The sequence below is a fragment of the Clostridium cavendishii DSM 21758 genome (genome assembly GCF_900141845.1).
Classification (GTDB): Bacteria; Bacillota; Clostridia; order Clostridiales; family Clostridiaceae; genus Clostridium_AG; species Clostridium_AG cavendishii.
Map to the genome: position 1 here is coordinate 53,275 of NZ_FQZB01000004.1, position 23,064 is coordinate 76,338.

The 23,064-nt window shown below is 26.8% G+C and carries 17 protein-coding genes and 2 pseudogenes; 12 read left to right on the forward strand and 7 right to left on the reverse strand.

Annotated elements, in window-relative coordinates; all coding sequences use genetic code 11:
- Positions 1–95 precede the first annotated feature (95 nt).
- On the reverse strand, positions 96–749 hold the full coding sequence (locus tag BUB01_RS02320; protein WP_072984903.1) for an HDIG domain-containing metalloprotein: 654 nt from the start codon (positions 747–749) through the stop codon (positions 96–98).
- A gap of 318 nt (positions 750–1,067) precedes the next feature.
- Between BUB01_RS02320 and BUB01_RS23940 the strand changes: the two are divergent.
- The 6 genes and pseudogenes from BUB01_RS23940 to BUB01_RS02345 form a co-directional block, all read left to right on the forward strand.
- Positions 1,068–1,424 (forward strand): annotated as a pseudogene (locus tag BUB01_RS23940) (ECF transporter S component); the annotation flags it as partial.
- Between the two features lie 102 nt (positions 1,425–1,526).
- A pseudogene (locus BUB01_RS23945) lies at positions 1,527–1,826 on the forward strand (ECF transporter S component); the annotation flags it as partial.
- A 127-nt stretch (positions 1,827–1,953) separates the two neighbouring features.
- A complete protein-coding gene (locus BUB01_RS02330; RefSeq protein ID WP_072984907.1) occupies positions 1,954–2,925 on the forward strand; it encodes a P1 family peptidase in 972 nt (323 codons plus the stop codon).
- A 367-nt stretch (positions 2,926–3,292) separates the two neighbouring features.
- Positions 3,293–3,475: an alpha/beta-type small acid-soluble spore protein gene (locus tag BUB01_RS02335; RefSeq protein WP_072984909.1), complete on the forward strand. Its 183-nt coding sequence runs from the start codon at positions 3,293–3,295 to the stop codon at positions 3,473–3,475.
- A gap of 219 nt (positions 3,476–3,694) precedes the next feature.
- Positions 3,695–5,521 carry a HAMP domain-containing sensor histidine kinase gene (locus tag BUB01_RS02340; RefSeq protein WP_072984911.1) on the forward strand — a complete coding sequence of 609 codons (1,827 nt, stop codon included), beginning with the start codon at positions 3,695–3,697 and terminating at the stop codon, positions 5,519–5,521.
- A gap of 27 nt (positions 5,522–5,548) precedes the next feature.
- Positions 5,549–6,136 (forward strand): response regulator, encoded by a 588-nt coding sequence (locus BUB01_RS02345; RefSeq protein WP_072984913.1) that lies wholly within the window; start codon positions 5,549–5,551, stop codon positions 6,134–6,136.
- A gap of 109 nt (positions 6,137–6,245) precedes the next feature.
- Here the strand turns inward: BUB01_RS02345 and clpB are convergent, their stop codons facing one another.
- Entirely contained in the window at positions 6,246–8,846 is a 2,601-nt protein-coding gene (gene clpB, locus BUB01_RS02350) for an ATP-dependent chaperone ClpB (RefSeq protein WP_072984915.1), read from the reverse strand.
- Positions 8,847–9,034: 188 nt separating this feature from the next.
- On the opposite strand from clpB, the gene BUB01_RS02355 reads away from it, so the two are divergent.
- The 4 genes from BUB01_RS02355 (at position 9,035) to BUB01_RS02370 (ending at position 14,153) form a co-directional block, all read left to right on the forward strand.
- Complete coding sequence (locus BUB01_RS02355; RefSeq protein ID WP_072984917.1) at positions 9,035–9,736, forward strand: response regulator transcription factor; 702 nt, start codon at positions 9,035–9,037, stop codon at positions 9,734–9,736.
- Positions 9,726–11,189, forward strand: coding sequence for a HAMP domain-containing sensor histidine kinase (locus BUB01_RS02360; RefSeq protein ID WP_072984919.1), 1,464 nt, complete (start codon positions 9,726–9,728; stop codon positions 11,187–11,189). Before BUB01_RS02355 ends, BUB01_RS02360 begins: the two co-directional genes overlap by 11 nt.
- A 205-nt stretch (positions 11,190–11,394) precedes the next feature.
- Entirely contained in the window at positions 11,395–12,687 is a 1,293-nt protein-coding gene (locus BUB01_RS02365; RefSeq protein WP_072984929.1) for a hypothetical protein, read from the forward strand.
- Positions 12,688–12,869: 182 nt separating this feature from the next.
- Entirely contained in the window at positions 12,870–14,153 is a 1,284-nt protein-coding gene (locus tag BUB01_RS02370; RefSeq protein ID WP_072984931.1) for a VanW family protein, read from the forward strand.
- A gap of 389 nt (positions 14,154–14,542) precedes the next feature.
- Here BUB01_RS02370 and BUB01_RS02375 read toward each other — a convergent pair whose 3' ends face one another.
- The 4 genes from BUB01_RS02375 to BUB01_RS02390 form a co-directional block, all read right to left on the reverse strand.
- Positions 14,543–16,027 (reverse strand): flotillin family protein, encoded by a 1,485-nt coding sequence (locus tag BUB01_RS02375; protein WP_072984933.1) that lies wholly within the window; start codon positions 16,025–16,027, stop codon positions 14,543–14,545.
- Between the two features lie 18 nt (positions 16,028–16,045).
- A complete protein-coding gene (locus BUB01_RS02380; RefSeq protein ID WP_072984935.1) occupies positions 16,046–16,621 on the reverse strand; it encodes an NfeD family membrane protein in 576 nt (191 codons plus the stop codon).
- A 318-nt stretch (positions 16,622–16,939) separates the two neighbouring features.
- On the reverse strand, positions 16,940–17,209 hold the full coding sequence (locus tag BUB01_RS02385) for a GIY-YIG nuclease family protein (protein WP_072984936.1): 270 nt from the start codon (positions 17,207–17,209) through the stop codon (positions 16,940–16,942).
- Positions 17,209–17,610, reverse strand: coding sequence for a hypothetical protein (locus BUB01_RS02390; RefSeq protein WP_072984938.1), 402 nt, complete (start codon positions 17,608–17,610; stop codon positions 17,209–17,211). Before BUB01_RS02390 ends, BUB01_RS02385 begins: the two co-directional genes overlap by 1 nt.
- 229 nt (positions 17,611–17,839) lie before the next feature.
- Between BUB01_RS02390 and BUB01_RS02395 the strand changes: the two genes are divergently transcribed.
- Together BUB01_RS02395 and BUB01_RS02400 are read left to right on the forward strand one after the other, a co-directional pair.
- Positions 17,840–19,921, forward strand: a complete 2,082-nt coding sequence (locus tag BUB01_RS02395; protein ID WP_072984940.1) for a helix-turn-helix domain-containing protein — start codon at positions 17,840–17,842, stop codon at positions 19,919–19,921.
- A 231-nt stretch (positions 19,922–20,152) separates the two neighbouring features.
- Positions 20,153–21,631: an MATE family efflux transporter gene (locus tag BUB01_RS02400; protein WP_072984942.1), complete on the forward strand. Its 1,479-nt coding sequence runs from the start codon at positions 20,153–20,155 to the stop codon at positions 21,629–21,631.
- Positions 21,632–21,786: 155 nt separating this feature from the next.
- Here the strand turns inward: BUB01_RS02400 and BUB01_RS02405 are convergent, their stop codons facing one another.
- Entirely contained in the window at positions 21,787–23,049 is a 1,263-nt protein-coding gene (locus tag BUB01_RS02405; RefSeq protein WP_072984944.1) for a helix-turn-helix domain-containing protein, read from the reverse strand.
- Between the last annotated feature and the right edge of the window lie 15 nt (positions 23,050–23,064).

Here is a 23,064-nt window from a genome sequence, read left to right on the forward strand (position 1 = left end):
ATAAATAGAATAATGACTTTGTTATATATTAACCCTTATAATAAATTAAAAAGCTTAAACTATTTTATTAGGTAGTTTAAGCTTTTTAATTCACACTATTTTAAATCTTCTATAAGTTTATATTCCTCTCCACTTGTAGATGATACTTGTTTTAAGAATTTATTTATGTCGGATAACATATCTTCTTTTTGTGATTTTGATAACTTTCCCCTTCCAAATCTATCACATAAAGAAAGCAATGCAATATCTTCAGGATTTGAATTTTCACTCATAGCTTTTATATCTGAAAAAGGTAATCTTTTACTTACATATAAATATTGCATATGATATCTAACCAAATTCACAACTTTTTCATTAAAGACAATATCCTCGCTAATTTTTCTAAGCATCCGTCTTGCCATTTCGGCTCCAACTCTATCATGATCATATGCTGTTATTCTTCCTTCTTTATTCATAGTCGTTTTTTCTTTTCCTATATCATGTATTAATGCTGCCCACATAAAAACTCTAGCATCGCTACTTAAATCTTTATATTTTGCAGCTTCATCTACTACAAGTAAAGTATGATTCCAAACATTTCCCTCTGGATGATGTTTTGGTGATTGCGGAATATTTTCTAGCTCATTAAGTACTTCTATACCCTGTATTTTAAAGAAACCTTTATTCTTTGCTTCATTTAAATATATCGATGGTTTTTTATCTTCAAGTAAGTGCTTCTCTATCTCATTAACTACTTCTAATATCTCCATAAACTCACCTCTCATGATAATGTTTACTGCACATATATATATTATCTCCCTTTTTATATTTTATAGTCAACAGAAGCATAGCAGATTTATATATTTTCTGAAAATTTTTTCTTTTTATTGTCTAAATTAGTAAACAACTTATTTTTGATAAATTTTTCACTAACAATTTTTAACTTCTTTATAAAACTGCTTGAATTCTTATAAAATCGTGATAAAATCATATTGTCGGTATTCTATTAGAAACCGAACTTTATGGTTTTTATTTTTATAAAACCGAATTATATCCATAATAGGAATAAGAACGGAGGATTTAAAAAAATGGAAAAAAATTTAGTAACAAGTTCATCGCTTAATACAAGAAAACTTGTAGTTGCTGGAATGTTATCAGCAATATCAATATTTCTTGGGCTTACTGGTTTAGGATTTATAGCAATTCCACCAGTTAAAGCAACTATAATGCATATTCCAGTTATTATAGGTGCTATAATAGAAGGTCCAATTGTAGGTGCAATAATAGGTTTATGTTTTGGATTATTTTCAATATATCAGGCTTTTACTACACCAACCCCAACAAGTTTTATATTTTGGAATCCTATAATAGCTATATTACCAAGGGTGTTAATAGGTGTAGTTAGTTATTATATTTATGCAGGTATGAGCAAAGCTGTAAAAAAACATATTAATTTAGCTGGTATATTTGCTACTGCAACAGTAAGCTTTATGCTTTTTATAGCTTTAAAAGTATTTTTACCAATTCAAGTGGATGGAATACTAACAGCAATAGTTTTTATACTACTTAGTGTAGTAGTTATAAAATTTAAACATACAAATAAAGAAAAAGTTTTAAGTATAGGTACTGCTTCAATTTTAGGTACCTTAACAAATACTGCATTAGTTCTTGGACTTGTTTATTTAATATATGCAGATAGATTTGCTAAAGCAATAAATGTGTCACCTGAAATTGCAGGAAAGTTCATAGCTGGTATAGGAATAACTAATGGTATTCCTGAAGCATTAATTTCAGCTTTAGTAACTATTCCAGTTGTAATTGCAATCTTAAAAATTAAAAAGAAATAGGCTTTTGACTGAAATTAGTAAAGGTATTTTAAAACAATCACTCGTTTTAAAGTACCTTATTTAATATTTTCTTTTTTACACTATAATTTTTAATATAAAATTTTAAATTTTTTAAAGGAGAAAGATTATGTTTGAAATAAATGTAACCGATATAGAAGGTTTTAAACTAGGTCACGCTAGTGATTTTGAAGCTGGCACTGGTTGTACTGTTGTTATTTGTGAAGAAGGTGCTAGTGCTGGGGTTGAAGTTAGAGGAGGTGCTCCAGGAACTAGGGAAACTGATTTACTGAATCCTATGGAAATGGTTGAAAAAATTCATGGAGTTGTTTTATCAGGTGGTTCTGCTTTTGGACTTGATGCATCTTCTGGAGTTATGGAATATTTAGAAGAACATAATATAGGCTTTGATGTTGGTATAACTAAGGTTCCCATAGTTTGTCAAGCAGTTTTATTTGATTTAACTTGTGGTAATCCAAAAATTCGTCCTAATAAAGAGATGGGTTATCTAGCTTGTAAAAATTCCGAACTTTATTCTGATAATATAAATGGAAATATAGGTTGTGGCACAGGTGCTACAATTGGAAAATTTTTAGGTGCTGAAAAATCAATGAAAGGCGGTTTTGGATCTTATGCAATTCAGGTAGGCAACTTAAAAATAGGTGCAATAGTTGGAGTAAATTGTCTCGGTGATATTATAGATCCTAATACAAATAAGATAATAGCTGGTGCTTTAAAAGAAGATAATAGTGGTTTTATTGATACCGAAGAAACTATGATTTCTCTATATGATAAAAAAAATAACGTATTTAAAGGCAATACAACTATAGGTACTATATTAACAAACGCAAATCTAACTAAAGCTCAAGCAAATAAAATAGCTTCAATGGCTCATAATGGCTTTGGTAGGACTATGCGCCCTGCTCATACTATGTTTGATGGTGATACAATATTTACTATGTCAACAAATAAAATAGATGCTGATATAAACGTTGTTGGTTTACTCTCTGCTAGAGTTATGGAAAAAGCTATCCTTAACGGAGTTAAATCAGCTACCTCTGCTTATGGTTATAAGAGTTATAATGATATATCTTTAAAATAGTTAAAAGTAATATATAATTGTACATGAACAATTATATATGCTCTATACTTGCATATGTTATTAATAAAATTTTATTACTGTGAAGGCTTTCTACTGATTTTCTAGAAAGCCTTTATTATAAAAAAATAATATTTATTTCGTAATATAAATTTCAATAATTTAAGAGTATAGGGACAAAATAAAAACTGATATGTCAAATTTAATAATTTAACTTTAATCCATAGAATATTAACCCTAAATTATACATTTATTCCTATTTTACCTCCGTTTTCATAGTGTATTAAAAATATATAGATACATAATAATAATGCAAAGCAAATAAAGCTTAGCAAATAAAATTTTTTAACCTTTGAAGGAGGAAATTAATATGGCACAAAAATTAGTTCCAGAATCAAAAAATGGGTTATCAAAATTTAAAACAGAAGTAGCTAATGAAATGGGAGTACCATTTACAGATTATAACGGAAACCTATCTTCAAAACAATGCGGTAGCGTTGGTGGAGAAATGGTTAAGAGGATGGTATCTAAATACGAAAAATCATTAAAGTAATTTTTAAAATTAATATCAATTATTAGACCTAGGGATTCTCCTTAGGTCTTTCCTTTATGTTTAGAAATTACATCATACTGCAATTCCATTCTTTTATTCTATATTATTTGCTTTGTATCATTTATTGTATATTTTACTAATTGCCTATATACTTACATTATGACATAATTAAACTTTAAAAATATTACCTAAATTTATATTTCTATATAGGAGGATTAAATGAAACAAAGTTTAAAAAGAAAATTTATCAATTTATTCATGATTTTAGTTATTATAAATATTTTAATAGGTACCTTTTCAATTTTTAATCTCTTAAAAATTGGTAAAGCTTCTGATGCTGTTTTAAATGAGAATTATGATAGTATAACATTTTGTGATAAAATGCTAGACACAATTGATTTTATGGATAAAGATATACTATCTTATATAATATATAATGATGATAAATATTTAAAAGCCTTTTATGAAAAAAATACCGATTTTAATGAACCTCTTTATTTTCAACTTAATAATCTAACTGAAGTATATGAAGAAAATTCAACATCTGATATAAAAAAAAATTATGAAGATTTTTTGACTTCATTTTCTAGTTTAATAAAATCCAATACAAATAGTAGTTCAGATCGTAAAGAAATACTTTTGAAAAACTACACTACTGATGTAAAACCAAAATACTTAAAACTAAGAAAATCTATTAGAGATGTATCTCTATTAAATCAAAAAGCAATTCTTAATAAAAAAGGAAATGTAACAGAAAAAATACATACTTCTACTTTATCTATGATTTTTTTATCTATTGGTTTAATATTAATAAGCTTTCTTTTAACTTTAAAATTAATATCAAAATTTTTAGAACCTATTTATTCGCTTCAAAAGGATATTTTAAAAGCTAAAGAAGGTGACTTTTCCCATAAAGCAAATATAATTTCTAAGGATGAAATAGGAATGCTTGCCTCTGAATTTAATGACATGAGTAATAAAATATGTGAATTTCAAAATTCAACTCTTGGTCAGCTTTTAAATGAAAAAAATAAATCTTTAGCTATAGTAAAGAGTATTGCTGATCCACTTATTGTACTAGATATTAATTCTAGAATTTTACTTTTGAATGATGCTTGTCAGGACTTTTTCAATATAAATCAGCAGGATGTTATAGGTCATCATATTCTAGAAGCTATTCCTAATGGTGAACTTTTTGATTTTATTAGTGAACTTCTAAACAATAATTTAGATACTTCTAGTAAAATAATGAATTTTAAAGATGATGAATTTATCTATAATGTAAATCTTTCTGTTATAATGGATACTAATAGTACATTAAATGGTATAATTGTGAGCTTCCAAAATATAACTCACATTAAGAACCTTGAAAAAATGAAAAATAATTTTGTTAGTTCAATATCTCATGAAATTAAAACACCTCTTACTTCTATTATGATGGGTGCAAGCCTTCTTGAAGAGGTAAATGAAATCAAAAATAATGAAAATATATCAAAGATAATTTCAACAATAAATGAGGATTCTCAAAGATTACTCACACTAATCAATAATTTTTTAAGAATATCTCAAATAGCTTCTGATGATAGTTTACTAAATAAAGATGTTTTTAATATAAAATCACTTGTTGAAACATCAGTTTTAGAATTCACTAGTTTAGCTTCTACTAAAGATATATCAATAATATTTGATAGTTATGTAAATGAAAGTAACTATTATGGTGATGAAGATAAGATTGGCTGGGTTATTAATAATCTTTTATCTAACGCAATAAAGTTTTCTAATAATAATTCTTCCATTTATGTGACTATTAAAGAAACTTCAACTAGTATAGAGTTTTCTGTTAAAGATGAAGGTATTGGCATAAGCCATGAAAATATTCCAAAAGTATTTTGTAAATTTTTTAGAGCTAATGAAGATATAGACGGGACAGGTCTTGGCTTGTCACTATCAAAACAAATTATAGACATTCATAACGGTGTTATAACTTGTGATAGTACTTTAAATAAAGGTACTACCTTCACAGTTATACTACAAAAAAACATATAGATTATAAGTTGTCAAGGAGGACTTTTAATGAAACAAGTACTTATAGTAGATGATACTAAAAATATTAGAGAAATGTTAAAAACATTTTTAGTGATGGAAGGATATAAAGTTTTGGAGGCTACAAATGGTGAAGAAGCTTTAAAATTATTAAATAAAAATAAAGTATCTCTTGTATTTACTGATATAAAAATGCCTGGTATGTCAGGAACTGAACTTTTGAAAGCAATAAAAAAATACGATAAAACTATTACAGTAATAGTTATGACTGCCTTTGGTACAATTAAAAATGCTGTTGAATGTACCAAACTGGGAGCTTCTACATATCTACAAAAACCTTTTACAGTTAAAAGAGTTAAAGTTGTTTTAGATGAAGTTTTAAAAAAAGATTCTTTAAGAAACAACGTAAACATCTATATAAATTTAGGCAAAAAACTTATTTTGGAAGATAACTATGATAAAGCTGAAGAAATTTTAAATAAAGCTCTTACTCTAAGTAGCTCCAACGGCGAAATATATTACTTGCTTGGAGAAGTTAATGAAAAAAAAGAAAATTTTGATGTAGCTAAAAAGTTTAAAGAAACTGCTAAAATTTTTGGTTTTACTGAAACTATATAGCTATTTATCCTAATTATAACTATCTGTATTAAGCCTAATATGTGCTTTAAATTTAGAAGCTATTATAAAAAGAGGATGCTAAAATTATTTTTAAAGCATCCTCTTTTTATTATATTTTTTCTATAACTATATTATCATCCTTTGAATTAATTCCAATTGTACATCCATCATAAATTTCACCAGCTATGATTTTTCTAGCAATACTTGTTTCTAATGTGTTTTCTATATATCTCTTAAGTGGTCTAGCTCCATATATAGGATCATAACCTTCTCTAGCTAATATTTCTTTGGCACCTTCAGTTATTTTCATAGTTATATTTCTATCCTTAAGTCTCTTCTTAACATCTTCTAAGAATATATCTATAATCTTCTTTATTCCTTCATTTGTTAAAGGCTTAAATAATATTATATCATCTAATCGATTTAAAAATTCTGGTCTAAATCTAGCCTTCATTTCATTCATAACTAAAGATCTTATACTATCATCTATAGTCTCTTCACTCTTATTATCTAATAAATAATTGCTTCCTATATTAGATGTCATTATTATTATAGTATTTTTAAAATCTACTGTTTTTCCTTTATTATCTGTAAGTCTACCATCATCTAAAATTTGAAGAAACACATTGAATACATCTTCATGCGCTTTTTCTATTTCATCAAATAGAACTACTGAATATGGTTTTCTTCTAACAGCTTCTGTTAATTGTCCCCCTTCTTCATACCCTACATATCCTGGAGGCGCTCCTATAAGTCTTGATACAGAGTATTTCTCCATATATTCTGACATATCTATTCTTATAATGTTTTCTTCACTGTCAAATAAATTCCTAGCTAATGTCTTTGCAAGTTCTGTCTTACCAACTCCAGTAGGTCCTAAGAATATAAATGAGCCTATAGGTCTTCTTTCATCCTTCATTCCTGCTCTAGCTCTTATAACTGAGCTTGAAACACTCCTTATCGCTTCATTTTGGCCTATTACTCTCTTTTCAAGCTCATCTTCAAGTCTTAAAAGTTTTTGTCTTTCTCCCTCTACTAATCTACTTACAGGAATTCCAGTCCATTTAGCTACAATTTCTGATATTTCACTCTCTGTTACTTCTTCTTTAAGTAGAGCACCTTCATAGTTCTCTCTAGTTTCAGCTTCTTTTTGTTTTATCTTTTCTTCAAGCTTTGGTATAAGACCATATCTAAACTCTGCTACCTTATTCAAATCATATTCTCTTTCATACTTTTCAATCATACCTCTAGCTTCATCAAGTTCAGCTTTAAGATTCCTAAGCTCTAAAATATGACCTTTTTCTTTTTCATATTTTGCTGTCATCTCATCATTCTTACCCTTAAGTTCAGCCAGTTCTTTCTCTAATGTTGCAAGTCTTGCTTTTGAAGCATCATCATTTTCTCTAGATAATGCTTCTTTTTCTGTTTCTAATTGAAACATTTTTCTTCTTACCATATCTAATTCTGTTGGAAGAGAATCTATTTCACTTCTAATCATAGCACCAGCTTCATCTATTAAATCTATAGCCTTATCTGGTAAAAACCTATCTTGAATATATCTATGAGAAAGTTTAGCTGCTGCCACTATAGCTGAATCGTGTATTCTTATTCCATGATGTATTTCAAATCTTTCTTTAAGACCTCTTAATATTGAAATAGTATCTTCAACAGTTGGTTCATCAACTATTACTGGTTGAAATCTTCTCTCTAAAGCTTTATCTTTCTCTATATATTGTCTATATTCATCAAAGGTAGTAGCTCCTATACAGTGAAGTTCTCCTCTTGCAAGAAGAGGCTTTATAAGATTTCCTGCATCCATAGCACCTTCTGTTTTTCCTGCTCCAACTATAGTATGAATTTCATCTATAAATAAAATTATTCTTCCATCAGAATTTTGCACTTCCTTAAGAACTGCCTTAAGTCTTTCTTCAAACTCACCTCTATATTTAGCTCCAGCAATAAGTGCTCCCATATCTAAGGAAAAAATTATCTTCTCTTTTAAACCTTCTGGAATATCCCCTCTTACAATCCTTTCTGCTAATCCTTCTACGATAGCAGTCTTACCTACTCCAGGCTCACCTATTAATACAGGATTATTTTTAGTTCTTCTTGATAGAATTCTAACAGCCCTTCTTATTTCTTCATCTCTACCTATAACAGGATCTAACTTATGCTTTTTTGCAAGTTCAACCAAATTAGTTCCATACTTTGCTAACGCTTCATAAGTACCTTCTGGATCTTGATTATCAACTCTCTGACTTCCCCTAACCTCAGCTAAAACCTTCATAAAATCAGATTTATTTATACTAAATTTATTTAATATTTTTCCTACTATTCCATTGCTATCAACTTCCATAATGGCAAGCATAACATGCTCAACACTTATATATGAATCATTAAATTTTTTAGCTATACCTTCTGCTTTTACTAATACCTCTTCTATTCTTCTAGTTGCATAGACTCCAGAACTCTGAGCTCCTTCCCCTAGGATCTTAGGCATTTTATCAAGCTCAACATGAACAGTATTTTTTAAAGCTTTTAAATCCACTCCCATTTTCCCAAAAATGTTTGGCACTAATCCATCATCTTGATTTACAAGCGCTGAAAACAGATGAATTACATCCACTTGCTGATGATTATATTTTACAGCAGTTAATTGTGCCTCATTTAGACTTTGTTGCACTCTCAATGTCATTTTTTCAATATTCATAACTCATCTCATCCTTTCCTTTAAGTTTTTACAGACCTTAATATTTTTCTCTATATTTAATATAATAATACAAAGGTCAAAGAAAGTCAAAGTCTATTTTTTATATATGTATTTTTTCTCAATATTGTAATATATTTTTTACTGTTTTATAATTAGTCTAATACTATAAAAGAAAGGATTTTCAACTTATGAAAGACAAAATTTTACTTATAGAAGATGATTATTCAATTTCCGATGCATTATCATTTGCTCTTAGGAAAGAAGGCTTTATAACTCGTCAATGTTTTAATGGACAAGATGGAATAGACATATTTCAAACCTTTGCTCCTGACCTTGTTATATTAGATATTATGCTACCTGATATGAATGGCTTTGATGTTTGTAGAAAGATAAATTATAATAATACCCCTATAATTATGCTTACTGCTAGAAATGATATAGTTGATAAAATATTAGGCTTAGAGCTTGGAGCTGATGATTATATAACTAAGCCTTTTGATATTAGAGAGGTCATAACTAGAATAAAAGTAGCACTTAGAAGAGTTTCTAATTATAGTACTACTATTCAAAAACAGGAGGAGACCCCCTTTATCAAATTAAATTCGTCTATTAAGTTATTTAAGAAACAACGTAAGGTTATTTTTAATGAAGAAGAGGTCAAACTTAAACCAAGAGAATTTGAGCTCTTACTATTCCTATCTCAAAATAGAGAAATAGTATTTAATAGAGAAACCCTATTAGATAAAGTATGGGGAATGGATTATGATGGCGACTCTAGAACTGTAGATATTCATATAAGAAGACTTAGAAGTAAACTTATGGATGATAATACTTTAATAGAAACTATTTTTGGAGTAGGATATAAAATGAGAGGATATGATGAAAAATAAATTATTTAAAAGCAGCTTAAAGAAAAAGTTTATTTTTGGTATATTTATAATTTTCTTTTCATCTTCTGTATTTCTTAATTACAAGATAAGAACTACTTTTGAAGAAAATAACAATAAAAAAATTGAAGATTCCATGTTATCAATAATGAATAACTCTAGAGAATTTATACGTAATCAACTTACTCTTGAAAATAAACCACTAAATAAAACTTCATTTGAAGAGTCTTCATACAATATAGCAGTTAAATTAAGTTTATTAAATAACTGCTATGTTTCAATGAGTGATACTAATGGAAACTTAATAGAGGCAATTAATCCTACCTTAGATAATAAATATGTTTCTTATAAAAAAGATATTTTAGAAGCTGTAAATAATAAATCCTTTTATTACTTAGAAGATTATTCAACCAAAACTATATTACATTTTTCTTATCCTATATATTTTGATAATAATTTTTTAGGTATTGCTTCATTTAAACTTGATTATACGGATTTCTTCAAATCTAATAATGATTTTATTAGAAATATTACTATAATTCAAATAATAACATTATTAATAGCCTTTTTATTTACTTACTACCTTATTACAAAAATAACTCGACCTTTAAATAAACTCACTTCATCAGTTGAGAATATAACAAATGGTTTTTATGATAATGAAATTATAATTAATAGTAATGATGAAATCGGTATACTTGCTAAAAAATTTAACACTATGTCTCAGGAAATAAAAAATTATATAGATAAGCTTCAAAAAGAAAAAAATAAAATAGTTAAATTAGAAGCTACCAGAAGAGATTTTTTTAACAATGTTACCCATGAATTGAAAACACCTCTAACTGGCATTTCAGCCTACGCTCAACTATTAAGTGAAGGCGATTTAAATGATGAAGAATTTCAAAAAAGGGCTTCAAATAGAATTTTAGAAGAAAGCAATAGACTTCATAAGTTGGTTATTGAACTTTTAGAAACATCAAAGGGAAACTCTAGAATAGATGAAGATTTTGAAATAACTAATACCAAACTACTCATTGAAGATATTTGTTTTGATTTGAGCTTAAGCCTGAACAAACATAATCTTAAACTTGTATCCTCCTTAGAAAATTTAGAATTAAAATGTCTTAAAAACAAAATAAAAGAACTTGTTATTAATCTATTGGACAACGCTATTAAATATAGCATTCCTAACACATCAATTTACATCAATAACTATTTACAGGATAATTTTTGGTGTTTAGAAATAATAAATTCTAATGAAAAAATTTCAGAAAACATATTAGAAAATCTCCTAGAACCTTTTATTAGAGGAAACTCAAAATCAAAAAAAGGTAGTTTAGGTCTTGGACTATATATATGTAAAACTATAGTTGAAGAACATGAGGGAAGTATAACTTTAAGTTCTGATACAACTTTTAATGTTATGATAAAAATTCCATTTTCGGAAACAACTTAGAAATAACTTTATTATCATTAGAAATGCTCTCCTTATATTATAAAATATATAAGGAGATTCTACCTTTATGGAAAAAAATTATTAGTTGTTTTAAAATTATAAATATTTATAGTTTCAAGTTTTATATCTTGTTATTCTAACGCAAAAACCCCCAATATAAGTCTGTTAAAATAAAGCAACTTGTTCTTAAAGCGAGGTACGTAAAATGAAAAATATTAAACTTTCCATTATTTTTTTGATTATATTATCCCTATTATTTGTATCATGTTCGCCTAATAAAAATAAAACCAATGCAATTAACACTCCTTCTACTAATGTAACTTCAAAGCAAGAAGATAAATCTTCTAAAAAAGGAACTATTTCAAAAGGGACTACATTAATTAATAATACTCAAGAAGCAAGCAAAAAATTTGATGGTAATCAACTTAAAATTTATAATGGTGAACAAGTTAAACTTAATAACTATAGGCTTTTAGATTGGTTTGATGATGATAATATTTTATTAATTACTTATAATAGTGATGATTTGTACCTTTATAATACAAAAACTAAAAAAACAAGCGATTTACAATTGAATATTCCTGGTAAAATATCCGAAGGTAGTTATTCTAATGGTAAACTATTAACAGCTAGTTTTAATTGCGAAAAAGATTCTTTAAAGCCTAAAGCTTCCTACTACGAATTTGACCTATATACTAAAAAAAGTCGCCTTATATTTGAAAATAATATGTATGGCAATATACAGTATATAGACGATAACCAGAAATATATACTAATTCAATATTATGATCTTAAAGCCGGTAATGGAAATGGTTTTGAAAATACAAATTTCGTATCTCATATAATAGATAGAGATACAGGAAAATCTATCTCTATTGATGAAGAAACTTTATATAAAGACATAGACAGATATCCTTACGAAAAAATCGGTATGGCAATAGTATATTCACATATAAATAATAAATTTTATGGTGCTTTAAAAAATAAAATATATACTTTTACTTTTGACGATCCAGCTCCAAAAATTATAAAAGATACCGGTAATCTAGATATAGTTTCCTCTAATTTTCACTTATTAAATAAAGACTCAGGATTATTATTTGAAACTATAAAAAATAATTCTGAAGAAACTGAAGCTTATATATACAATTTTTCATCTAATGAACTCACTGAATTTTTAGATTATTCAGTCAAATCATCTACTTTAATGAAATTGGATGCTTATGCGTATAATAAGACAAAAAATAAGCTATTTACTCAATTCATTGATAACAAAACTTCAGTTCTCCATCCAATTATAGGTGAAGTATCTAGAAATAAATTAATAATAAAATCTAAAATCTCTACTACTGAAGAAATCAAAAATAATGATAATAATAACTTTTCTGCTCTTTGGAATAAAAGCGGAACAAAATTATTGTTAACTTGTTACTATGTGAAAGAAAATAAATATTCTATTGAAGATAATCGAATTCAAAGAATAATAAATATTGAATAATAAAACAAGCACTTTAGAATATTAAATTAAATTTTGTTCTAAAGTGCTTTTTAGAAATATTTTAGAAACATTTTAACTAAATTTAGAAAAACTTTAACATTATACTATATTTAAGGAAATTTGATTTTAAATATTTTTGAAACTTAAGTTGAAATATTAAGCTTTAAAACAAGGGGGAAAATATGCATAAAAAGAAGAAAAAAAAAGAAAATTTCAAAAGGAATATTATTAGTATTCTTACAATGGTTGTTATATTGAGTACATTTGGGATCTATTCTATTAATGCAAAGAATAATGTTAAACTTTGGAGTAATAAAATATATCCAGAAATAAAAGTTGAAGGGATTAATTTAACTAATAAATCTGAAGATGAAGCAAAAGACATTTTGAAAAAAGAATTTAGTGATAAAATTTTAAACAAAAAATTAATTGTTAGAGCTGATAATAAAAATATTGAAATCAAGTATTCTGATTTAGATCCCAAATATGATATAGAAAAAGCTATAAAAGAAGCAATGTCCTTAGGAAAAGATAATAATATATATTTTGGAAATAAAAATATAAAAAAGGGGATAAACACCAATATAAAATTAGATTTTACTTATAATAAAGAAAAACTTAAAGTTTTTGAAGAAAAATTAAAATCCACAGTAAATAAGGTAGCTAAAAATGCTACTCTCACAATAAATAATGGTACTCCCCACATTACTGATGGAATAAATGGTAGAAAAATAAATGATGAACAGATGTCAAAGATTATTAATGATTCTATTAATGGAGAAATTTCTGAAGAAACCTCTGTGGATATCCCAGTAGAAGAAGAAATTCCAAAAATAAAAAAAGATGATTTAGCAAAAGTTAATGGTATTATAGGAACTTTCAGCACAGATTTTCCAGCTAACCAACAAGAAGGAAGAAAAAAAAATTTAGAAATTGGCTCATCTAAACTTAATGGTAAAATAATTGCACCCGATGAAACTTTTAGCTTCAACAATACTGTAGGTGAAAGGACATACAAAAACGGATTTGATTTAGGTGGCGTATTTAAAGACAACAAATTAGTAGACGAAGTTGGTGGGGGTATATGTCAAGTATCAACAACTTTGTACAGGGCTGTTATGAATGCTGGAATACTTCCAACTGAACGCCATAATCATTCATTTGGAACAAGCTATTCAAAATATGGCCTAGATGCTACTGTTTATTTTGGATCATTAGATTATAAGTTTAAAAATACCTATAAATCACCAATATATATAGAAAGCTATGTTCAAAATAAAAAAGTTGTTTTCAACATTTATGGAAATGCTTCTGAAAAAGGCAATAAAACTTATGATTTAGTAGCAGAAGACTGTAAAACCTTATCCAATGGAAAAATTCAAGTAACTTCTTACTTTATAACCAAACAAGATGGTAAAGAAATACTTAAACAAAAAATAGCTACCGATGTTTACGGTAAACTTTAACAATATTTAAATTTGATACTTTTAAACTATTTTCTAAATATTCTATTTAAACTTTTTTATTACACAGATAAAATATAAAAGGTGCTAATTATGAAATGGAAAAAACTAATCATAGTAATTTTAATTCAAATCATTTCTTTTAGTGGTTGTTCTTCAAAACTTAACAGAACTTCTACTAATAACTCAAACTCAAAAAATAAAGTAATAAGCTCAAGTAAAAAATCACCCCCACTTTACTTCTATAAAAATAAGTACTTAAGAACTATTTCCAATTACAAAAGACTTATTAACTATTCCTTATCATCCTATGAGCTATAATTAATAAGTGATAATATACTCTCTTGTTATGTAAAAAGCCAATAAGCTTAGCTTATCGGCCTTTTCTTTTATTATTTACTATCTACTTTTTCTGTTTTATCTTCAACTGGTGCTTTTTTGTTTAAAAAATCTAATATATTAACTCCTGTTAAAGCTTCAACTGTATCTGGTAGTTGTGATATTATATCTCCAACATACCCTGTTACCTTAGCAGCACCTTTATTTCCTTCTGAGCCTGACCCATTGTCAACAATAACAATCTTTTCAGTCTTGGATAAAGGTTCGGAAATAGCTTTAGCAATCTCAGGTAATTTTTCAACGACCATTTGAGCCATAGCAGCCTCATTGTATTGTTTAAATGCTTCTGCCTTTTTCATCATAGCTTCTGCTTCTGCTTTACCTTTTTCTCTTATAATATCAACCTCTGCCATACCTTGAAGCCTTAATGCATCGGCTTTAGCTTTTCCTTCTAATTCTATCGCCCTAGATCTTGCCTCTGCATCTGCAATCTCCTTATACTTTACAGAGTCTGCTACTTGTACTTGTCTGAATTTATCTGCTTCTGCTTGTTTTCTAACTGTAGCTTCAAGTTCTCTTTCTTTTCTTAATGCTTCTTTTTCAGCAAGTTCTATTTCTCTTTCTTTTTTAGTAATTTCGACTTGTACTGATGCTTCAGCAAGTTCTCTTTCTTTTTGCTTTTTAGTTATTTCTACTTGAATTTCAGTCTCTGAAACTTCTCTTTTAGATTTATTTGCTTCTATTTGATATGCAAGATCAGCTACAGCCTTTGCTTGTTCTTGTTCTTTTCTATAAGCTTGAACCTTTAACTCTTTAAGTTTGTTTGATTCTGCTATTTGAGTCTCTGATAAAAGTTTAGCAGCCTCTCCAAGTCTTATTGCTTCTGCAGTTTTGATTTTAGTTTCTTTTGCAGCATCTGCTTCTGCTATTTGAGCATCTCTCTTAACAGCTGCTATTCTTGGCTTTCCTAATGCTTCTAGATATCCATTTCTATCTGATATATCTTTAATGGTAAGAACTTTTAATTCAAGTCCCATCTGAGCAAGTCCAATAGCTGCGTTCTCTTGTACATGAGACGCAAATGTTTCCCTATCTTTATATATTTCTTCTACTGTCATCTTAGAAACAATTTCTCTAAGTTTTCCTTCTAATACATTCTTTGTAGTATGTTCTATAACTTGTAATGTATGCTCTAATCCCCTTGATGTATTAAACTGCTCTGCTGCTGATAATATTGAATCTGTATCTGATTTAACCTTAACTACAGCTACACCATCAGCTGTAATACCAACTCCTTGACCAGTTAATGCTCCTTCTATTCTAATTTCAATCTGCATATTCTCGAGTGATATTTTATCTGTTCTTTCTAATAGTGGTATTACAAGTCCTCCACCACCTGTTATAACTCTCTTCTTAAGCCCTGTTACTACTAACGCCTTATCTTGTGGAACTCTCTTCCACATTGAAAATATTGTTATTATGAGAAGTATAATAACTCCTACAATAATTAGTGGAATAACTAAATCACTTAACTCCATTTTTCTCTCTCCCTTTATTTATTTATTCTCATTTAAAGGTTCTACATAAAATACATTATCTTCAATTTTAAAAATCAAAACCTCTTCACCTTGATTTATCGCAGTATTCTTAACACTTTTAGCCGGCGAATTATTTTTACTACCATTTACCACATAGGCAATAGTCCCAAAACTATTTTTTAATATTGGCGTGATTACAGTTGCTTTAATTCCTATAAGTTCTTTTTGATATACAGCACTAGTATTTTGAGCTTTATATAATGGTACTACTACTAGTTTATATAATAAAGTTGATACTAATAATCCTAAAAATGTGGCAATTATAAAAACTACAATTGCTAAAAATCCATTTTTAGTTAGAACAATACCTGTACCACCAAAAACTGTAAGAAATGAAACTACTGTTATTGGCTTTATTGGAAATACTGCAAAAGTTGATGTTCCATGGAAGCTATCTACATGAGTATCTATATGAGTATCCATATGAGAATCCACATGTGCATCAAAATGAAGTATTCCTGAAACTCCTCCAAGTAAAAATGTTATCACAGTATAAATTACTCCAACCCAAAAGACTATCTCATAAAAACCCATAAACTTCCTCCCCCTTTAGTCCACCTAAAATATTTTAAAACTTTCCCCCATCATCTCCTTAAAACTTTTAAAGTTGTATTTAATAACTCTTTAAATGATATAAGTTATTATACCATATGTAGTAATAACTACAACATTGCTTTTAGATGTTTAAAAGCAATTTCTAAGTTATTATGCTTATTTATAAAAATTAAACTCTATTATTTACTTTTTTCTATTTTTTTCTTTAAATTCCTCTATTTTTAAAAAAATAAAACATAAAAGAAATTTTTTCTCTTATGTTTATATTTATTTTCAGTATTCTTTATTATGCTAATATTAAATATATTCCTTAATCTTTTCACTATCAAACATTTCTATTAATTCTAGCTTTTTTTGTCTTGGTAATTGTTTTATAAAATATTCTCTTTTTTGAGCCTCTATTTTATCCTCATATTCTTCAAAATATACAAGTTTAACCGGAAGCTTAGCCCTAGTATATTTAGCCCCCTTACCTGCTGAATGTGCTTTAATACGCTTCTTTAAATCATTTGTCCATCCAGTATATAATGAATTATCTATGCAATTTAACATATATACATAATTCATTATTTTTTTCTTTTTTCCTTTTTAAAATTTCTTATAGCATAAACTATAAGTTTTATTACTAGGTATATTCCAAAAAGATATAAAAAACCATTTACTCCTGCTGCAATATCTCCAAACTCCATGTTACCTCGTTTAGTTATCTTTTGTTCAAGCTCTATTCCAAAAACAATTACTAACAAAACAGTAAATGTATATATAAAAGAGATAGCTGTTATACTATGCTTAGCAAGCTTTTTAAAAACTATTTGAGTTACTGCAAATATTAATATACCTATTATACCTATTATAATAAAATGTAATTGTTTATCTGAAAAATTATATGTTCCTGCTCCGAATTTGTCCATTATTTTGTCATGAATATCATTCATGATACTCATCATTTTTTTAATTATTTCTACCATATCTTTTAATCTCCTTAGTATATGTATTAACTATATTAATTATCTCACCATAAAGCTTGTTTCTCAACTTAAAAATTCCTTAAATTATGCAAACTTTTTTCAAAAAATATAATTAATTTTATATCTTCTAACCCACTATAATTTTATATCTTTTAACTACCTACTTTTAAAATTGTAATTTTATTAATATAATAGAATATATTATTAAAATTTGAAAGGAGTTCATTTAATGCGAAGAGAGTATATTAATTATCCTTCTGATCTACCAGTTACCATATCCTATGTTAGCATTAAGGAATATCCAATTCATTGGCATAATTCAATTGAAATACTTTTTGTTCTTAAAGGAAGTATAACTGTAAGTGTGGATACAGATAATTACGAACTTATGGATAGGGAGCTTGAAATAATTAATGTGGATGAAGCTCATAGAATATATTCAAGTAATGATGACAATAGAGTTTTGATTTTTCATATAGATCCTTATTTTTTTGAGAAATATTACAGTGATATTGAAAATATGGTTTTTTACACTAACAGTAGTGATGATGGTGCCCAAGAATCTGAAAAATATGATGTATTAAGAACATTTTTAGCTATAATTCTTTGTGAATTTATTCAAAGAGGTGATAATTTTGATGAGGAAATAGAATCTACATTAGTTAATTTACTTTATCATCTAATTAATAATTTTCATTATCTAATGTATGAAAAAGAAGATTTAAAAGAAAATGAAGAACAATTAGAAAGATATCACAGAATAGCTAAGTTTATTTTTAATAACTACAATAATAACATTACTCTTCAAGATATAGCGAAGAAAGAGTTTCTAAGTACTCATTATCTTTCTCATGAAATAAAATCTGCTATTGGTTATAGTTTTACTGACCTTATCAATTTAACAAGAATCGAGGAATCTGTTAAGTTACTTTTGGATACAGATAAGACATTATCAGAAATTAGTGAGGATGTTGGTTTTTCGCATACTAGATATTTTAATAAACATTTTAAAAATTATTATAAATGTACACCTCTACAATATAGAAAAAAATACAAAGTTAATGAGGCAAATTTTGAAAAACAAAAAAAATTAGAACTTTTACTCTTACCTGATAGTATTAACTATTTAAACTATTATCTTGAAGACTATGATAGATTCAATTATGAAAATAAAATTACTAAAATAAATATAGATATGGCGAGTGATTTAGGTGAGTTTAATAAGACTTTTAAAGAATGTCTAAATGTAGGCGATGCTTTTGATTTACTTATTGAAGATAATAAGGATATTCTAGATGAGTTACAGGAAGAAATAGGCTTCAATTTTGTAAGGTTACTTAATGTATTTTCTAAAGATATGGGAATCTTTCCAGGAGCTAAATTTTATAATTTCAATAGAGCCTGTGATGTTTTTGAATATGTAGAAAATCTTAATTTGAAACCACTTATAATATTAGATGACACCGGTTTTACAGAAGATGAATTTATTGAAGTAATAGTTTCATTTTTAGATTATTTTAACGAACTTGAAATAATAGACCTATCTTCCTTTAAGTTTCAGTTCTCTATATCTATGAATGAAAATATAAGAAACAACTTAACTAACTTATTAGAAAATGAATACAATTTAGAGATTCTAACCGATAATTTTTTTGTTTCAAATAGTATAGATTTAATTTATGATACTGCCTATATGCTACCTTTTATAATTTATAATACTTTAAATTATAAAAACGATTTAGCTTTTTTAAGAGCTTTCGATGTTTTAGATAGGCAAATAAATCTTACAAATGAAGTGTTTTTCGGTTATCCCGGTCTTGTTAATGATAAAGGAATTAAAAAACCAGCATACTATGCTTACTATCTTTTAAATAAGTTAGGAGATACCCTTGTATCTCAAGGTGAAGACTATATAGTAACTAAAAATGACTCTGAATATCAAATACTTATATATAGCTATAATGAAGAACTTAATAATTTAGTCCCTTTTAATAGTTTTTCAAAACTTAGAGGTGTTAAAAATACAGCAGAAAAAAAGATTTCTTTAAATATAACAAATATAAATAACGATACTATAATGACAAAATATGAAATAAGTGAGACCTTTGGTTCTTCTTTTAATTATTGGAAATCAATGGGGAAACCTAAAAGACTTAGCAAGGAAGAAAAAGAAATACTTCATAAAGCATCGTTTCCTAAAATTGATTTTAAATATAACAAAAAAAGTACAGTTCTAAACTTACAAACTAAACTTATAGGCTATGGATCACAACTAATTATACTAAAAGAAGTACAAAAACACCTTAAATAAGGTGTTTTTTTGCTATTTGCATATATTTGTAAAGTATATATAACCACATAATAGTACCTTTTATTGAGCATTTAAGTTAATGTTATTTTTTCATAGTATTAATATAATAGTATTAAGAAGGTTAAATGATATTAAGAAAATAAATAGAAACGGAGTTGATATTAATATGAAAAATATGAAAAAGTTTTTAAAACCAGTTAATTTAAATTGTTTTAATTCGAGGTGGAGTTTATGGGAATGGACAGTAGAATTTTTACTAACGGGAAAATAAGCAAAATCCTTTTAAAATTTGCTATACCAGCCGTTATATCTCTCCTAGTTCTAGAGCTTTATAATATGGTAGACACCCTATTTGTTGGCATATATATAGGTCCTGATGCTATTGGTGCACTTACAATTGCCTTTCCAATTCAAAGATTATTGATTGCCGTAGGTATGCTTATAGCTATTGGTACATCAAGTTTAGTCTCTAGAAACCTAGGTGAAAATAACCTAAAAGCTTTAAAAAATACAATTCTAAATGCATTTTTAATAACTGGTTTATCTTTAACAACTTTATCATTACTTATATATATTTTTAAAAATAAAATAATTTATTTCTTAGGCGCTAGTTCTACTATTTTTCCTTATGCTGATAATTATATTTCAGTAATATTAATAGGTGGTATTTTTCAATGCTTAACAGTAGTACTATGCTATATTATGACAGCCCTTGGTAATACTAAAATAACTCTTTATGCAAATTCTTTAGGAGCAATAATTAATATTTTTATAAATTATCTTCTTGTTGCTATTCTTGGTTTTGGAGTTATTGGCGCAGCCATAGCAACAGTCATCTCTCAAGCCATAGGTTTTGCTTTCACACTTTATAAGTTTAAACCTATAAAGAAATCCTTTAATTTAAGCTTCTCCTTAAAAAGTATGAAGCTGTCTATAAATAAAGGTATTCTAATATCTATATTCATAATTGGATTTTCTAGTTTTATTATAGAAATTTCTGATGCAATAGTTGCTGTTATATTAAATAATTTATTAGCTTATAATGGTGGTGACGAAGCCATTATCATTATAGGTATAGTAACTAAAGTAAGTATGTTTATGTTTATAACAATAATTGGTATAAGTTCTGCTATGCAACCTATTGTTGCTTTTAGTTTTGGAGCTTCTGACAAGCTTAAGGTTCGTGAAGCACTTATAACTTCTATAAAAGCAGTAAGCCTTTCTTCTGTAGCTCTATGGCTTATATTAATGATTTTTTCAAAACAAATCATCGGCTTCTTTTTAAAAGATTTAACTCTTTTAAATGATACTGTATTAGCCTTTAGAATATGTATATCTTTACTTCCTTCTGTAAGTATTTATTATATATGTATTTATTATTACCAAGCTATTGGTAAAGCTAAATTAAGCTTTATTTTATCACTTTATAGACAACTTATTGTTTTTATTCCACTTGCTACAATATTAACTATTAAATTTGGAGTAATGGGAGCTTTAATAAGTTATCCTATAGCTGATTTTATATCTTGCTTAACATCAATTTATTTTATATTAAAAGCTTTGAATTTAAATCCTTTAAAATACACTTTAAATCTTATGAACTTATTTAATAAATATAGAATAAATAACATAACTTTTTCAAAAATTGAATCATCCGAAAATAAAGAATTAGTTTCTAATAAATATATAAAAGATACTGCATACACATAACATATTTAAATTGAAAATCAGAATTAAAAGCTATAATACTGGTTTAAATAGAAAAATATAATGCTATTGGTGAACATTCGTTTACTAATAGCTTCTTTTAATATATATGAAAAAGGAGCTATATCAAAATTTTGATATAATCTCCTTTTTTAGTTTTAATTATTCATAATCTTTTCTAGTCTCATAGCTAACGTAAAATATCTTAAGGAATCTCTTAAATCACCTATTACATGATACATATTTGCCATTTCAAGATATCTATCATATTTTTCTTTCTTATTTCCAAATTTCATAAGGGCGTCTGTAGATAAATTCATATACATCTCCCCTTGTGTAAAATCTCCTAATATTCGAGAAACTATACCTTTAAAATAGTAAGCCTTTTCCACTAGTCTTATATTATCAAGTTCTATCGCTATATCACAAGCTTCATCACAAAGAATTTTAGACTTGTTTATTTCATTATTTCCTATTAAAGTCTTAATTACTTTTAATAAAAATTCCACATATTCTTCATTATTATCCTTATTAATAGCGCTTAATGCTTCATCTATTTCTTTTAAAGCTTCATCTTTATCCCCAAACTGAAAGAATGAAAGTGCAATATTAAATTTAACCTTAGCTAAAATAACTTTATTATCTTTTAAGCATTCTTCCATTTTATTATATTTAGATCTATCCTCATACAAAATCTTTGGATTTAATAATATACTTAATGCATATATCTTTCCTTCTAACTTTGTATCAGTCACATTCGGAAATATTTGTTTTATCTCTTCTATAATCATATTTAACTTTTCAAAGTTATTTAAATAATAATAACATTTTCCTTCAAAAACCTTTAAATTCCCATAATAATTTATATCATCATAAATTATATTTTGTTCCATCAGGTATATATACAATCTTTCTAAATACATAAGAGCTTCCCTATATTGTTCAGTCTTAAAAAAATATTTACTTATATCCTCAAAAAATATTTTACTTAACTCTAAGTTTTTTTCATATGCTCCGTAATACTTATAAAATATATTAGATATACTTGCAAAATCCCTATGCTCCATATACACAAGCACTAAAATATGTATTAATTTAAATGCTTCTTTATAGTATTCTTTGGATTCAGCATATTCTATATAATATTTAAGTTCCTCAACATCAAGCTTTCTCTTTTCTAATTTTTCCGCTTTTTTTATATATTCATGAAGCTGATATTCATCATTTTGTATTAAATAATTTATATCTAAATCTAAAGTTTCAGAAATTATTTCTAGTATCCATTGTTCTGGAACTATCTTATCATTTTCTATGCAACTCATTTTAGATATAGATATTTTATCTTTACAAAGCTCTTTTAATGTTATTCCCTTATATATTCTAGCTCTTTTAATCTTCTCTCCAGTTGATAATATCTCCATGCTACACTCACCTTT